The 14,311-nt window shown below is 74.3% G+C and carries 15 protein-coding genes and 1 pseudogene; 11 read left to right on the top strand and 5 right to left on the bottom strand.

What is annotated here, in order from left to right; all coding sequences use genetic code 11:
* Positions 1 to 83, bottom strand: a pseudogene (locus tag ACZ5WC_RS31385) (electron transfer flavoprotein subunit beta); the annotation flags it as partial.
* Between the two features lie 170 nt (positions 84 to 253).
* Here ACZ5WC_RS31385 and ACZ5WC_RS31380 point away from each other — a divergent pair.
* From ACZ5WC_RS31380 to ACZ5WC_RS31340, 9 genes are all read left to right on the top strand, one after another.
* Positions 254 to 961 (top strand): TetR family transcriptional regulator, encoded by a 708-nt coding sequence (locus ACZ5WC_RS31380; protein ID WP_468543998.1) that lies wholly within the window; start codon positions 254 to 256, stop codon positions 959 to 961.
* Positions 962 to 1,085: 124 nt separating this feature from the next.
* Positions 1,086 to 1,454: a Zn-ribbon domain-containing OB-fold protein gene (locus tag ACZ5WC_RS31375; protein ID WP_468543997.1), complete on the top strand. Its 369-nt coding sequence runs from the start codon at positions 1,086 to 1,088 to the stop codon at positions 1,452 to 1,454.
* A gap of 170 nt (positions 1,455 to 1,624) precedes the next feature.
* Positions 1,625 to 1,894, top strand: coding sequence for a hypothetical protein (locus tag ACZ5WC_RS31370; RefSeq protein ID WP_468543990.1), 270 nt, complete (start codon positions 1,625 to 1,627; stop codon positions 1,892 to 1,894).
* 63 nt (positions 1,895 to 1,957) lie between these two features.
* Entirely contained in the window at positions 1,958 to 3,823 is a 1,866-nt protein-coding gene (locus tag ACZ5WC_RS31365; RefSeq protein WP_468543989.1) for a gamma-glutamyltransferase family protein, read from the top strand.
* A gap of 58 nt (positions 3,824 to 3,881) precedes the next feature.
* Complete coding sequence (locus ACZ5WC_RS31360) at positions 3,882 to 4,727, top strand: inositol monophosphatase family protein (RefSeq protein WP_468543988.1); 846 nt, start codon at positions 3,882 to 3,884, stop codon at positions 4,725 to 4,727.
* Positions 4,728 to 4,875: 148 nt separating this feature from the next.
* On the top strand, positions 4,876 to 6,294 hold the full coding sequence (locus ACZ5WC_RS31355) for a phytoene desaturase family protein (RefSeq protein WP_468543987.1): 1,419 nt from the start codon (positions 4,876 to 4,878) through the stop codon (positions 6,292 to 6,294).
* 45 nt (positions 6,295 to 6,339) lie between these two features.
* Positions 6,340 to 6,876, top strand: coding sequence for an O-acetyl-ADP-ribose deacetylase (locus ACZ5WC_RS31350; RefSeq protein ID WP_468543986.1), 537 nt, complete (start codon positions 6,340 to 6,342; stop codon positions 6,874 to 6,876).
* Between the two features lie 98 nt (positions 6,877 to 6,974).
* The gene (locus tag ACZ5WC_RS31345; RefSeq protein WP_468543985.1) at positions 6,975 to 8,447 is read left to right on the top strand and encodes an AlkA N-terminal domain-containing protein; all 1,473 of its coding nucleotides are present in this window, start codon (positions 6,975 to 6,977) and stop codon (positions 8,445 to 8,447) included.
* A 12-nt stretch (positions 8,448 to 8,459) separates the two neighbouring features.
* Positions 8,460 to 8,993, top strand: coding sequence for a methylated-DNA--[protein]-cysteine S-methyltransferase (locus ACZ5WC_RS31340; RefSeq protein ID WP_468543984.1), 534 nt, complete (start codon positions 8,460 to 8,462; stop codon positions 8,991 to 8,993).
* 161 nt (positions 8,994 to 9,154) lie between these two features.
* Here ACZ5WC_RS31340 and ACZ5WC_RS31335 read toward each other — a convergent pair whose 3' ends face one another.
* Complete coding sequence (locus ACZ5WC_RS31335; protein WP_468543983.1) at positions 9,155 to 9,739, bottom strand: TMEM165/GDT1 family protein; 585 nt, start codon at positions 9,737 to 9,739, stop codon at positions 9,155 to 9,157.
* Between the two features lie 391 nt (positions 9,740 to 10,130).
* On the opposite strand from ACZ5WC_RS31335, the gene ACZ5WC_RS31330 reads away from it, so the two are divergent.
* On the top strand, positions 10,131 to 10,547 hold the full coding sequence (locus ACZ5WC_RS31330) for a (2Fe-2S) ferredoxin domain-containing protein (protein ID WP_468543982.1): 417 nt from the start codon (positions 10,131 to 10,133) through the stop codon (positions 10,545 to 10,547).
* Between the two features lie 12 nt (positions 10,548 to 10,559).
* Here the strand turns inward: ACZ5WC_RS31330 and ACZ5WC_RS31325 are convergent, their stop codons facing one another.
* Together ACZ5WC_RS31325 and ACZ5WC_RS31320 are read right to left on the bottom strand one after the other, a co-directional pair.
* Positions 10,560 to 11,291, bottom strand: a complete 732-nt coding sequence (locus ACZ5WC_RS31325; RefSeq protein ID WP_468543981.1) for a Sir2 family NAD-dependent protein deacetylase — start codon at positions 11,289 to 11,291, stop codon at positions 10,560 to 10,562.
* A 140-nt stretch (positions 11,292 to 11,431) separates the two neighbouring features.
* Positions 11,432 to 11,929, bottom strand: coding sequence for an NUDIX domain-containing protein (locus ACZ5WC_RS31320; protein WP_468543980.1), 498 nt, complete (start codon positions 11,927 to 11,929; stop codon positions 11,432 to 11,434).
* A 150-nt stretch (positions 11,930 to 12,079) separates the two neighbouring features.
* Here ACZ5WC_RS31320 and ACZ5WC_RS31315 point away from each other — a divergent pair, with 150 nt between their 5' ends.
* Positions 12,080 to 13,198, top strand: coding sequence for a glycerate kinase (locus ACZ5WC_RS31315; RefSeq protein ID WP_468543996.1), 1,119 nt, complete (start codon positions 12,080 to 12,082; stop codon positions 13,196 to 13,198).
* 135 nt (positions 13,199 to 13,333) lie between these two features.
* Here the strand turns inward: ACZ5WC_RS31315 and ACZ5WC_RS31310 are convergent, their stop codons facing one another.
* Positions 13,334 to 14,065, bottom strand: a complete 732-nt coding sequence (locus ACZ5WC_RS31310; RefSeq protein ID WP_468543979.1) for a PucR family transcriptional regulator — start codon at positions 14,063 to 14,065, stop codon at positions 13,334 to 13,336.
* Between the last annotated feature and the right edge of the window lie 246 nt (positions 14,066 to 14,311).

Below are 14,311 nucleotides of genomic sequence, written 5' to 3'. Positions count from 1 at the left end.
TCCACCGTCAGGTCATCGGCGAAACGCCGGTCACCGGACGCGTCGGGCACGTACTTCACACAGACAACGATCCTCAAGCTCACGCCGGCTCTCCTGCCTACCTGGGTGTGGTCCCACCTGGGTGTGGTTCGTAGTAGTGAAGAGATTATGGCACTCAGTACCCTCTGTAAAGGGTACCCAGTGCCAAAACTGTTCTTCCGGTGCTACGTTTCGCCGCATGAGCGAGGCACGAGGACCCGAGAAGAAGGCACCCATGCGGGAGGCGCTCGCACAGGCGGCTTTCCAGCTCTTCCTGGAGCGGGGATTCGAGCGGACGACGGTGGACGACATCGTGGCGCGGGCCGGGGTGGGGCGGCGGTCGTTCTTCCGCTACTTTCCCTCCAAGGAGGACGTCGTCTTCCCGGACCACGAGCGCTGTCTCGCCGAGATGACCGAGTTCCTGGCCGCGGTCGACGACAGCGACCCGGTCGGCGCGGTGTGCGACGCCGCGCGGATCGTGCTGCGGATGTACGCGGCCAACCCCGAGTTCTCCGTACAGCGCTACCGGCTCACCCGGGAGGTGCCGGGGCTGCGGACGTACGAGCTGTCCGTGGTGCGCCGCTACGAGCAGACCCTCGCGGGACATCTGCGCGGCCGGTTCGGGGCGGGCGGCGACGGGGAGCTGCGGGCCGAGATGATCGCCGCGTCCGTTGTCGCCGCGCACAACAACGGGCTGCGGCTCTGGCTGCGTTCGGGCGGGGCGGGGGACCCCGAGGCGACCGTCGACCGCGCTCTCGCGATGGTGCGGGAGGTGTGGGGCCGGCCCGCGGGGCCCGCTCCCGCCGCAGCGCCCGACGGGGCCGGGGCCGGATTCGCGGCCGGGGCCTCCGTCGACGGTGAGGTCATCGTGATGGTGGCGCAGAAGGGCGCGCCCATGTGGCGCGTGGTCCAGCAGATCGAGGACGCCGTCGGTAAGAACTGAGCATCAATCGGCACTCAGTGCCTTTACGGTCCGGCACTCAGTGCCATATGGTGCGGACGCGCCGACAGCCAGGTGCGGCGCGTCCGAGTCGAGCGCAGGGGGTCGAGCCGTGTCCCAGACAGGAATGGGCACCGTCCAGAAGGCGCACGAGGAGTGCGGCCTTTCCTACCACCGCTGCCGCTGGTGCGGCACCGCCTCCTTCCGGCGGCTGCTGTGCCCGGTGTGCGCGTCGAGCGAACTGGAGCCTGAACGCACGACCGGCCACGGAGTGGTCGTCCGGACCTCCGTGGTCCACCGCTACACCGAGGCGGCGCGCAATGAGTCCCTGGTGCGGTTCGCCGAGGGCTTCGTCTTCCGCTGCCGGATCGTCGGTGCGGCTCCGCATCTGGTGACGGTCGGCGCACGCGTCCGGCCCGTCTCCGGGGACGAGCCGGAGACGGGCGAAGTGGTGCTGGAACTCTGCGAGCCGCCCGCCCTGCGCGACTGGGCCTGAACCATCCCAGCCGTTCGACCGGCCGAGGCGCGTCAGCGGTTCGTCCGCCGGCCGGTACCCGGCGAACGCGTTCGTCCCGTCGGGTCCGGTGGCGGCCGGCAGAGCCGCCGACCGGTCCGCCGACGTCGTCCGGCCCAAGGGTGACGCCTGCCCCGCCGTCGACACGGGGGGTGCGCCCGCTCGCCGGGGGCGGCCACCGGACGTATGCCCTGGAGTTGACCGGGACCCGGCATGCCGGCCATGAATTCCTGTACGGGAACGACGAGTCGATGGAGGTCGCGAACGGCGCCCCCGAGGTCGAGGCGGACGGCCGCACCGTCCGGCCGGAATGCGGCGACACGCTCCGCCTCACCGGCGGAGTGCGCCACCGCCGACGGGCGACCAGCCCCGGCACCCGCGTCCTGCTGGTCCCCGTCGCGCGCCACGGACCGGGAGACTGAACCACCCGGCCCGCCGGGACGGGAGCGCCTGCCCCCACCCCACAACGACCGGAAGGAACAGCCGTGTTCACCACCCGGCCCACCCTCCAGGGCACCTTCGGCATGGTGTCCTCCACCCACTGGCTGGCCTCCCAGTCCGCGATGGCGGTCCTGGAGGACGGCGGCAACGCCTACGACGCCGCGGTCGCCGCCGGGTTCGTCCTCCATGTCGTCGAACCGCACCTCAACGGCCCGGCCGGTGAGGTGCCGATGATCCTGGCGACCGGGGACGGGGAGGTCCGGGTGCTCTGCGGGCAGGGGCCCGCCCCGGCCCGGGCCACCGTCGCCCACTACCGCTCCCTCGGCCTCGGCCTGGTCCCCGGCACCGGGCCGCTCGCCGCCGCCGTCCCCGGGGCCTTCGACGCCTGGATGCTGCTCCTGCGCGACCACGGCACCAAGGACCTGGCCGAGGTGCTGCGCTACGCGATCGGCTACGCCGAGGACGGCCACGCCCCCGTCGAGCGGGTCGGCGAGACCGTGGAGACGGTGCGTGAACTCTTCGAGAGCCAGTGGACCACCTCCGCCGCGATCTACCTCCCCGGCGGCCGCTCCCCGCGCCCCGGTGAGCTGTTTCGCAACCCCGCCCTGGCCGCGACCTGGCGCCGTCTGATCGACGAGGCCGAGAGGGCCGGGGGAGCGGACCGTACCGCGCGGATCGAGGCCGCCCGCGCGGTCTGGCGAGAGGGGTTCATCGCCGAGGCCCTCGTACGCCAGGCCGCCGTTCCCACCCTGGACACCAGCGGCGTCCGGCACACCGGCACCCTCACCGCCGCCGACCTGGCGGGCTGGTCCGCGTCCTACGAAGCCCCCGTCACCTACGACTGGAACGGCTGGACGCTGGCCAAGGCGGGCGGCTGGAGCCAGGGGCCCGCCTTCCTCCAGCAGCTCGCCCTCCTCCCGCCCGAGCTCCCGCCCCACGGCTCCGCCGACTACGTCCACCTGCTCGTCGAGGGCTGCAAGCTCGCCATGGCCGACCGTGAGGCCTGGTACGGGGACGCGGCCGACGTGCCCCTGGAGGACCTGCTCTCCGAGCCGTACAACACCGCGCGCCGGGCACTGATCACGGACACCGCATCGGTGGAGCTGCGCCCAGGCAACCCCGGCGGCCGCACCCCGGTCCTGGCCGCCCACGCACGCGCGGTCGCCGCGGGGGAACGGGGCGAGGCGGGGGCATCGGCCCCCGCCCCGGGCTCGGGCGAGCCCACGATGGCGCGGGGCGGTGCCACCGGGGCCCGGCGCGCCCGTCCCCGCGACGGCGATCAGCTCGTCGCGCCCGACGGGTCCACCCGGGGCGACACCTGCCACCTCGACATCGTCGACCGCTGGGGCAACATGGTCTCCGCCACGCCCAGCGGCGGCTGGCTCCAGTCGAACCCCGTCGTGCCCGAGCTGGGCTTCCCGCTGGGCACCCGGCTCCAGATGGCCTGGCTGGAGGAGGGCCTGCCCAACTCCCTGACGCCCGGCCGCCGTCCCCGTACCACCCTCACGCCCTCCCTCGCCCTGCGCGACGGCGTCCCGGTCATGGCGTTCGGCACCCCCGGCGGCGACCAGCAGGACCAGTGGCAGGTCCACTTCTTCCTCTCCGTCGCCCGGCGGGCCCGGGTGCGCGGCGGGCTCGATCTCCAGGGCGCGATCGACGAACCGAACTGGCACAACGACTCCTTCCCCGGCTCCTTCCACCCGCGCCCCATGCGCCCCGGCAGCGTCACCGTCGAGGGCCGCACGGACCCCGGGGTGGTCGCGGAACTGCGCCGCCGGGGCCATGACGTCACGGTCGGGGAACCCTGGTCCGAGGGGCGCCTGTGCGCGGTCGCCCGGGACCCGGAGACCGGTGTCCTGTCCGCCGCGGCCAATCCGCGCGGAATGCAGGGGTACGCGGTCGGGCGCTGACCGGTCCCTCCGAGCGCCCGGCGGCCGGGGTGCCGGCCGCCCGTGATTGGGTGGAGCCATGATCGATGACTTCCTGTACGGAACCGCCGGGGACACCGGGCCGCTCACCGACGTCGAGGCGGCCGTGCGCGCCGCGGCCGCCGCCGAGATCATGCCCCGGCACCGGCAGCTCGCCACCCACGACATCATCGAGAAGAACGGTCCGCACGACCTCGTCACCACGGCCGACCGACTGGCCGAGGAACACCTGACGGCCTCCCTCACCAAGCTGCTCCCGGGGTCGGTCGTCGTCGGCGAGGAGTCCGTGCACGCCGACCCGTCCGTCTACGACGCACTCGGCGGCGACGCCCCCGTCTGGATCGTCGACCCGGTCGACGGCACCCGCCAGTTCGTGCGCGGTGAGGCCGGGTTCTGCACCCTTGTCGCCCTCGCCCAGCACGGCGAGGTCCACGCCTCCTGGACGTACGCACCGGTCCTCGGCGAGATGGCCGTCGCCGTACGCGGCCGGGGCGCGACGCTCAACGGCGCGCCGATACGTTGCGGCTCCCCGGCCCCGGGCGCCGCGCTGACGGTGGCGACCTCCCACCCCGACTACACCACCGACGCCCAGAAGCGGGCCCTGCTCGGTCTGAACGCCGACGGCATCGCGCCCCGCCCCTGCGGTTCGGCGGGCCTGGAGTACCTCGCGGTGGCGCGGGGCGCCCTCGACGCCGTCGCGTTCAGCTGGGAGTACGCCTGGGACCACGCGGCGGGCCTGCTCCTGGTCGCCGAGGCGGGCGGCGCGCACGCGACGCTGTCGGGCGTCCCGTTCCGGATCGCGGGCGGCAACGACCTGCCGTTCACCGCGGCCCGCGACGAGGCCAGCGCCCTGCGGATTCTGACAGCGTTGCGGGCGGGCGGCTGACGGGAGCGGACCGGGGCCGACGGGGGCCGGTCCGAGCGGGCGTGGGCGGGCCGTGCCGCCGGGCCCGGGCGAAGGGGCCCGGGTCCGGGTCGTCAGCGGGGCGGAATATCCTGGTGATCCGCCTGCCGGCCGACGAAGGAGTCCCAAGGTGCCGTCGATGCTCGATGCGGTCGTGGTGGGCGCAGGGCCCAACGGGCTGACCGCCGCAGCCGAATTGGCCCGCCGGGGCTTCTCGGTAGAGGTCCACGAGGCGCACGGCACCATCGGCGGGGGAGCCCGCACGGAGGAGCTGACGCTGCCGGGGTTCCGGCACGACCCGTGCTCCGCGGTCCACCCGCTCGGCATCGGCTCACCCGCGTTCCGCGCGATGCCGCTGGACCGGCACGGCCTGGAGTGGCTGAACCCCGAGATCGACCTCGCCCACCCCTTCCCGGACGGTACCGCCGCAGCCCTCACCCGCTCCGTCGGCGAGAGCGCGATGACGCTGGGCCCCGCCGACGCCGGGACCTACCGCCGCCTCGTCGCTCCCTTCCTCGGCCGTTGGGACACCCTCGCCGCCGACTTCCTGCGCACCCCCTGGGACGGTCTGCCCCGCGACCCGTACCGACTGGCTCGCTTCGGTCTGCTCGGCCTCCAGCCCGCCACCTGGGTATCCCGGCGCTTCCGGGGCGAGAAGGCGCGCGGCCTCTTCGCCGGTCTCGCCGCCCACGCCATCGCTCCCACCAGCGGACTCGCCACCTCGGCCATCGCGCTCGTCTTCGCGCTCGCCGCCCACGAGAACGGCTGGCCGGTGCCGCGCGGCGGCTCGCAGGCCATCTCCGACGCCCTCGCCTCCTACCTCCGCGAACAGGGCGGCACGATCCGCACCGGCAGCGAGGTCAAGCGCCTGGACGAGCTGCCGCCCGCCCGCGCGTACATCTTCGACACCTCGCCCTCCGCGCTCGCCCGCATCGCGGGCCTCGGCAGCGCCTACCACGGCTACCGCTACGGCGCCTCCGCCTTCAAGATCGACTACGCGCTGTCGGGCCCCGTCCCCTGGACCGCGCCCGAGGCCCGCCGCGCGGGCACCGTCCACATCGGCCCCACCGCCACCGCCATCGACGCGGCGCTGACGGCGGCCGTCGAGGGCCGCGACCCGAGCACCCCTTTCCTCATCACCGCCCAGCCCACCCTGACCGACCCCTCCCGCGCCCCCGAGGGACGCCATGTCTTCTGGGTGTACGGACATGTCCCGGCGGGCTGGGAGGGCGACGCCACCGAGGTCATCGAACGCCAACTGGAGCGCTTTGCCCCCGGGTTCCGCGATCTGGTGCTCGCCCGTGCGGTCGCCGGACCGCCCCAACTCGCCGCGCGCAACGCCAATTACATCGGCGGTGACATCGCCTGCGGGGCCTTCTCCGGCCTCCAGACCTTGATCCGCCCCAAGCTCGCCCGCGTCCCCTACGCCACCGCGCACCCCGCGGTGTTCCTCTGCTCCTCGGCCACCCCGCCCGGACCCGGGGTGCACGGCATGTCCGGCCACCACGCCGCCAAGGCCGTATGGCGACGGCTGCGGGCCGCTTCCTGACCCGACCGGGCGGCGAAGGCCCCCGGCGCGCGGCATGATGTGCGCATGAGCACCTCCGCTTCCCCCGCCGTACGTCTGGTCCGCGGCGACATCACCGATCAGTCCGTCGACGTCATCGTCAACGCGGCGAACTCCTCGCTGCTCGGCGGCGGCGGGGTCGACGGCGCGATCCACCGGCGCGGCGGCCCCGAGATCCTCGCCGCCTGCCGGGAACTGCGCGCCTCGCACTACGGCAAGGGGCTTCCCACCGGCCAGGCCGTCGCCACCTCCGCCGGACGCCTCGACGCCCGATGGGTCGTGCACACCGTCGGCCCGGTCTTCTCCAGCGCCCAGGACCGCTCCGCGCTTCTCGCCTCCTGCTACCGCGAATCCCTGCGCCTCGCAGCCGAGTTGGGGGCCAAGAGCATCGCGTTCCCGGCGATCTCCACCGGTATCTACGGCTGGCCGATGGACGACGGGGCCCGCATCGCCGTACGCACGGTCCTGGCGGAGACGGTGGACCCGGTCGAGGAGGTGCGCTTCGTCCTCTTCGGCGCGCACGCGTACGCCGAGTTCGAGGAAGTCCTCGCGATGCGCGGCTGAGACGGCTGCGCGGCTGAGACGGGGGCCGTAGGACCCGCGCGAGGCCCATGTCGGATTTCCGCCAGCCAGGCCCCTGACCGGTGGACCATCCTGGAGTCATGCACACCGACACCGAGCGCTGCGTACGGGCCGTCCAGTCCAAGGACGCCCGTTTTGACGGCTGGTTCTTCACCGCGGTCCTGACCACCCGGATCTACTGCCGTCCCAGCTGCCCCGTCGTGCCGCCCAAGGTCCGCAACATGACCTTCTACCCCAGCGCCGCCGCCTGCCAGCAGGCCGGGTTCCGGGCCTGCAAGCGGTGCCGCCCCGACACCAGCCCCGGGTCCCCCGAGTGGAACGCCCGCGCCGACTCGGTGGCCCGGGCCATGCGGCTGATCCGGGACGGGGTCGTCGACCGCGAGGGCGTACCGGGCCTGGCCTCCCGGCTCGGCTACTCCGCCCGCCAGATCGAGCGCCAGCTGCTGGCCGAGCTGGGCGCGGGCCCGCTGGCCCTGGCCCGGGCCCAGCGCGCCCAGACCGCCCGCCTGCTCATCGAGACGACCGCGCTGCCGATGGCCCAGGTGGCGTTCGCCGCCGGATTCTCCTCGATCCGCACCTTCAATGAGACGGTCCGCGAGGTCTTCGCCCTGGCCCCCGGCGAACTGCGCACCCGCGCCGTCCGGGTCCCGCAGGCCACCGCAGTCCCGGGCGTGATCTCCCTCCGCCTCCCCTACCGGACTCCGCTCAACCCCAGCAACCTCTTCGGCCACCTCGCCGCCACCGCCGTCCCCGGCGTCGAGGAGTGGCTGGACGGCGCGTACCGCCGCACCCTCACCCTTCCGTACGGGCACGGCGTCGTCGCCCTCGCCCCGCAGCCCGACCACATCGCCTGCCGGCTCTCCCTCACCGACCCCCGCGATCTCACCCGGGCCATCAGCCGCTGCCGCTGGCTGCTCGACCTGGACGCGGACCCGGTCGCCGTCGACGCGCAACTGCGCACCGACCCGCTGCTCGCCCCGCTGGTCGAGGCGGGTCCGGGGCGCCGGGTGCCCCGGACGGTGGACGGGGCGGAGTTCGCCGTACGCGCGGTGCTCGGCCAGCAGGTCTCCACCGCCGCCGCCCGCACCCACGCGGCCCGGCTGGTGACCGCGCACGGCATCCCGGTGGACGACCCCGAGGGCGGCCTGACACACCTCTTCCCCACCCCAGAGGCGCTGGCGGGCCTCGACCCGGAGGCCCTGGCCCTGCCGCGCACCCGCCGCACCACCCTCACCACGCTCGTGGAGGCCCTCGCGGAGGACCGGCTGCGGCTGGACACCGACACCGACTGGGAACAGGCCCGCGCCGAACTCACCGCGCTGCCCGGCTTCGGCCCCTGGACGGTCGAGTCCATCGCCATGCGGGCCCTCGGCGACCCCGACGCCTTCCTCCCCACCGACCTCGGCATCCGCCGGGCGGCCGAGCGGCTGGGCCTCCCGGCCACCCCCGCCGCCCTCACCGCACGGGCCGCCGACTGGCGCCCCTGGCGGGCGTACGCCGTGCAGTACCTGTGGACGGTGGACGACCACGCCATCAACCACCTGCCCGCCTGAAGGAGACGCCCCATGGCCACGACCGCGACCACCGCACCCCCGGCGACCAAGCGGCACACCGTCGTCGACAGCCCCTACGGCCCCCTGACGCTCGTCGCCACCGACGGTGTCCTGTCCGCCCTCTACATGACCGATCAGCGCCACCGCCCGCCCCAGGAGGCCTTCGGAGTGCCGGACCCGGAGCCCTTCGGCGAGGCGGTCCGCCAGCTCGCGGCGTACTTCGCCGGTGAACTCACCGCGTTCGAGCTCCCGTTGCGCCTGGACGGCACGCCGTTCCAGCGGAGCGTGTGGGCGGAGCTGCTGAAGATCCCGTACGGCGAGACCCGTACGTACGGCGAACTGGCCGAGAACCTCGGCAAGCCCGGCGCCTCGCGGGCAGTCGGCCTGGCCAACGGCAAGAACCCGGTCGGGATCATCGTGCCCTGCCACCGGGTGATCGGCGCCTCCGGAAGCCTCACCGGATACGGGGGCGGTCTGGACCGCAAGCAGCGGCTGCTCGCGTTCGAGAGCGGCGGCGGACAGGACGGGGTGCAGGCGCTGTTCTGAAGGGGGGGAGCGAGGGCGTGAGCGGGAAGAGGGGGGGCGTTAACGGGAAGCGAGGCACGTGAGCGGGAAGAGTGGAGCGTAAAGGGAAGGAGAGGGGCGTAAGGGGAAAAAGAGGGGCGTACCGGGCAGGCGGCGGGTACGGCCCTGAGACCGCACCGCCCTCAGCCGGTGAAGATCTCCACGGCCGACCAGACCGCGAGGCCCAGCATGCAGAACCCGCCGATGCGCTGCACGGTCTTCAGCGGTACGCGGCCGGCGATGAACTTGCCCGCGAGCAGGGCGAGGGCCGAGACGGACATCAGGGCGGCGGCCGAACCGATCGCCGTGGACCAGGTGCCGTTGCTCGCGGCGAGGTTGGCGGTGGTGATCTGCGTCAGGTCGCCCCACTCGCTGATGAAGACCGCCATGAACGCCGTCGAGCAGACCGGCCAGAACCCGGTCACCGTCCTCACGTCCGTCCCGTCCTCGTCGTCCCCGCCGCTGCCGCGCAGCAGCATGAACGCGCCGAACGCGAAGAGCGAGGCCGAGACGAGCTTGACGACCCAGTCGGGCAGCAGTCCGATCAGACTGCCCGCCCCGACGGCGATGGCGACATGCACGACGAACGCGGACGAGGTGCCGAACCAGACGTAGAGCGGGCGCATCCGCGTGCCCATGGCCAGCGACGCGAACATCGTCTTGTCGGGGAGCTCCGCGAGGAAGATCAGCCCGAAGGCGGTGATGACCGCCAGAGGGTCGAGGTGCATTCCGGGTGGCTTTCTGTGCGAGCCGGGCCCCGGATCTTCGCGAAGCGCCGCTCGGGCTTTTCGGAGGACCACTCGGCCCGGCATGACGGCAGCGCCCACGGAGCGTGGACGTGTCATACAGGACCGAAGGTCTCGCCCGCCCGTGGGAATCCCTGCGGATCCACGAGCCCGGCCACCGGGAACCCGAAAGTTCCAGTGTGTCGACGACCGGTTTGCGGGGCTACTCCCCTTCGCAGCCGTCAATGCTACCCCACGCGCGCGGAACGGGGCGCAGGTGTTCGAGTCCGGGCGGTCTCGGTAGAGTCGCGGTGATCATCCGCGACTCGCGGTGGTCGCCCGACCCGCCCCATCCCGCTCTGTCCCACCCCACCGCGACGGGAAGTGCCCCCTCATGAGCCGCCGCCCCCGCCCCCGCCCCCGCAAGGACGTGCCCGCGCAGGGCGTGCCCCGGCCCACCGTCAGTGTCTGCCGGGGCTGCTGCTGCGGCACCGAGAAGATCCCCGGCGTCGATCACGCGGCCCAGCTGGCCCGGCTGCGCTCCGGTCTTGAGGGCGCCGCCACCGTCCGGGCGGTCGAGTGCCTGGACGCCTGCGAGCAGGGCAACGTGATCGTCGTCCAGCCCTCCGCCGAGGGCCGCCGCGCCGGGGGCCGCCCGGTCTGGCTGGGCCTGGTCAACGACGAACACGCCGAGCAGGACATCGTGACCTGGGCGGCGGCGGGCGGCCCGGGGCTCGCGGACGCCCCGGACATCCTCGACCTGTACGTCTTCCAGCCGTCGCGGCGGGTCCGGGAGGGCCTGGACGGCTGAAGCCGGGGCAGGTCAGCCGCCGGCCGGCCCGGCCAGCCCCGCCAGCAGCCTCGGCAGCGCCGTACCGATCGGCTCCCGGACGACGTCGACGGCGAGTTCGTCGTACGGGGTGGGCTCCGCGTTCACCACGATCAGCCGGGCCCCGTACTCCGCCGCGATCCCGGCGAGCGAGGCCGCGGGCTGCACCTGGAGCGTCGTACCGACCGCCACGAACACCTCGCACGCCTTGGCGATCGTCATGGCGTCGGCCAGCACCTTCGGGTCCAGCCGCTCGCCGAACATCACCGTCGCCGACTTCAGGATCCCGCCGCAGACCGTGCACGCCGGGTCCGGTTCGCCCGCCTCGACCCGCTCCAGGGCCTCGGCCATCGAGGACCGGGCGTGGCAGCGCGTACAGACGACCTCGCGTGCCGTGCCGTGGAGTTCGAGCACCTTGCGGTCGGGCAGTCCGGCCCGCTGGTGCAGCCCGTCGACGTTCTGCGTGATCACCCGGACCGGGGTGCCGGACCGTTCCAGTTCCACCACCGCCCGATGGGCGGTGTTCGGCTCGGCGTTCCAGGCGGAGCTGGTGCGGCGCATCTGCCAGGAGCGGCGGCGGATCTCCGGATCGGCCATGTAGAAGTCGTAACGGACGAGCTTCTCCGCCTCCGGATCCTTCCGCCACACCCCGCTGGGCCCCCGGTAGTCGGGGATGCCGGAGTCCGTGGAGATACCGGCACCGCTGAGGATCGCGACAAGGGTCATGCGGCGAGGGTACGGAGCGCGAACGCGTCCCACGAACGGATTTCGCCGGTGCAGGTCCGGCCACCGCCCCGCTGGGCCGACGCCTCTCCCGCCCGAGCCTCTCCCGCCCGAGCCTCGGCCCCCAGCGGGGCCGACGCCGCCTACGCGACCGGCTTTCCGTCCTCCAGCTCCACCGTGCCGCCGCCGGACACCACCACGTCCAGCGCCGCCCGCACCCGCCGCTCCAGCGGACCCAGCAGATATCCGCCGAGCTCTCCCCGGGCGACGAGCTTCCAGGAGAGCAGCTCCTCCTCCTGGAGCCGGATCGCCGCGAACCGCTCGGGGGCGAGCACCCCGCCGTCGTACACGTACGCCACGATCGGCGGGCGGCCGGCGCCGCGCACCCAGTCGACGGCGAGCAGCCGGCCCGGTGCCAGGTCGAGCCCGATCTCCTCCGACGTCTCGCGCCGGGCACCCTGCCGCGGGCTCTCGCCCGTCTCCGACTCGACCGTTCCGCCGGGCAGCGCCCAGCCCTTGCGGTAGTTCGGCTCGACGAGCAGGACCCGGCCCTCCTCGTCGCGGAAGAGGCATGCGGCACCGGCGAGGACCCGGGGGAGTCCCGCGATGTACGCGGCGTAGTCGGCATCGGCGGTGGTCACGGCCGCCAGCGTAGTGGGCACGTGGGGGCGCCGGGGCGGAACGGGGCGGTTGTGGACGCCCATGGCAGATCAGGGGCCGTGCGGATAGGGTCGGGGCGGCGCGACTGCCTGTTCGAAAGCAAGGGATGCAAGGTGACGGACGGAGCAGATGTGGAGACCGCCCGCGTGCTCGTCGCGGCGGACAAGTTCAAGGGCTCGCTCACGGCCGTACAGGTCGCGGAGCGGGTGACGGCCGGGCTGCGGCGCGTCGTCCCCGATGTGCGGGTGGAGACCCTGCCGGTCGCGGACGGCGGCGACGGCACGGTCGCGGCGGCGGTGGCCGCCGGATTCGAGCGCCGGGAGGCGCGGGTGACCGGGCCCCTCGGGGACCCGGTGACGGCGGCGTACGCGCTGCGCGGGTCCACCGCCGTGGTGGAGATGGCCGAGGCCTCGGGCCTCCAGCATCTGCCCGACGGGGTGTTCGCCCCGCTCACGGCCACCACGTACGGCTCCGGCGAACTGCTGGCGGCCGCCCTCGACGCGGGGGCGACGACGATCGTGTTCGGGGTCGGCGGCAGCGCCACCACGGACGGCGGCGCGGGCATGCTCGCCGCCCTGGGGGCCCGCTTCCTGGACGTGGACGGCAAGCCGGTCGGCCCCGGCGGCGGGGGACTGGCCGAACTGGCCGAGGCCGACCTGTCCGGGCTCGACCCGCGCCTGAAGGACGTCGACCTGGTCCTGGCCAGCGACGTGGACAACCCGCTGACCGGGCCCAAGGGCGCACCCGAGGTGTACGGGCGGCAGAAGGGCGCGAGCGAGGAGGACATCCTGGTCCTCGACGCGGCCCTGGCCCACTACGCCTCGGTCCTGGGCCCCGACACGGCGGCCCTGCCCGGCGCGGGCGCGGCCGGAGGCATCGGCTACGGGGCGCTCGTCGCCCTCGGCGCCCGCTTCCGCCCCGGCATCGAGGTGATGCTCGACGTCCTCGGCTTCGCCCCCGCACTCGCGCGGGCCACGCTCGTCGTCACCGGCGAGGGTTCGCTCGACGAGCAGACCCTGCACGGCAAGGCCCCCGCCGGGGTCGCCGCAGCCGCCCGCGCGGCCGGCGTCGAGGTCGTCGCGGTCTGCGGCCGCCTCGTCCTGTCCCCGGCGGCCCTGACCGGGGCGGGCATCGCGCGCGCCTACGCCCTGGCCGACCTGGAACCGGACCCGGCGGTGTCGATGGTCCAGGCCGGACCGCTGCTGGAACGGGCGGCGGAGTCGATCGCCAGGGACTTCCTGCTGAGCTGACCCACGCACGTACACACGGGGGACCAAGGGGTACAAGGGGTACAGGGAGGGGGCCCGGCAGCGACCGGGCCCCCCACCGGCCTCACGACGGCGCCGACGCCAGCAGCGCGTCCAGCGCCGGCACCCCCACCGGCCTCACGACGGCGCCGACGTCAGCCGCAGCGCGTCCAGCGCCAGCACCAGGTCGACCAGTTCGCGCGGCCGTGACAGCGACCGGCCCGTCAGGCCCTCCAGCCGCCGCAGCCGGTTGCACACCGTGTTGCGGTGACACCGCAGCCGGGCCGCCGCCCGCCCCGCCGAGCCCCCGCACTCCAGCCACGCCTCCAGCGTCCCCACCAGCAGCGACCGCTCCGCCGGCGCGAGGGTCAGCAACGGGCCGAACACCTCCGCCAGGAGCCGGGTGGACAGCTCCGGGCGGCTCACCAGCAGGGCCGCCGGCAGCCGCTCGTCCAGCCGTACGATCTCCCGGCTCCCCGGCTCGCACGTCAGCAGGGCCGTGCCCGCCAGCCGGTGCGCCGCGCCCAACTCCGCCAGCGAACCCACCACCGGGCTCACGCCCCCCGGCCCCGCGCCCCGCTCCCTGAGCCGCGCCGCGGCCCGGGCAGGGCCCGCCGGTCCCAGCAGCACCACGGCGACCTCCCGGCCCGGCGCGTCACCCCCACCGCACCAGCACCACCGCGTCCCGTCCGGATCAGGGTCCGGGGCCGCCCCCGAGGGCCCCGGCTCGGGCGAGTCCAGGACCACCACCGCGTACCGCCCCTGTTCGGGCAGCCCGAGCGTCCGCGCCGCGCGCTCCACCAGGTCCGGGGGGTTCCGGCCGGCCAGCAGCGGGCCGAGCAGCACCTCGTACCGCGTTTCACGCCGCATCCGCTGCTCCGTCCCCGGGTCCGGGCGCTCCTGACGACCGACGAGGATGCCAGCGGCCGCACGGCGGGGCGCCCGCGCGTCACGGGCCCTGTGCGCGTGCACAACGCGGCCCCGCCTTCGCTGGTCACCCGCATCGACTCCACCCCGCGCCGTGGACGCGCGTCCGGCCCGGTGCTGGTCTGTGGCACCACCCCCCCCCACGCACGAGCACCACAGAAGAGCACGACACGACAAGGCGGAAGGAGG

The organism is Streptomyces sp. NPDC033165 (assembly GCF_055577965.1).
This window is presented reverse-complemented; position numbering and strand designations above follow the sequence as displayed.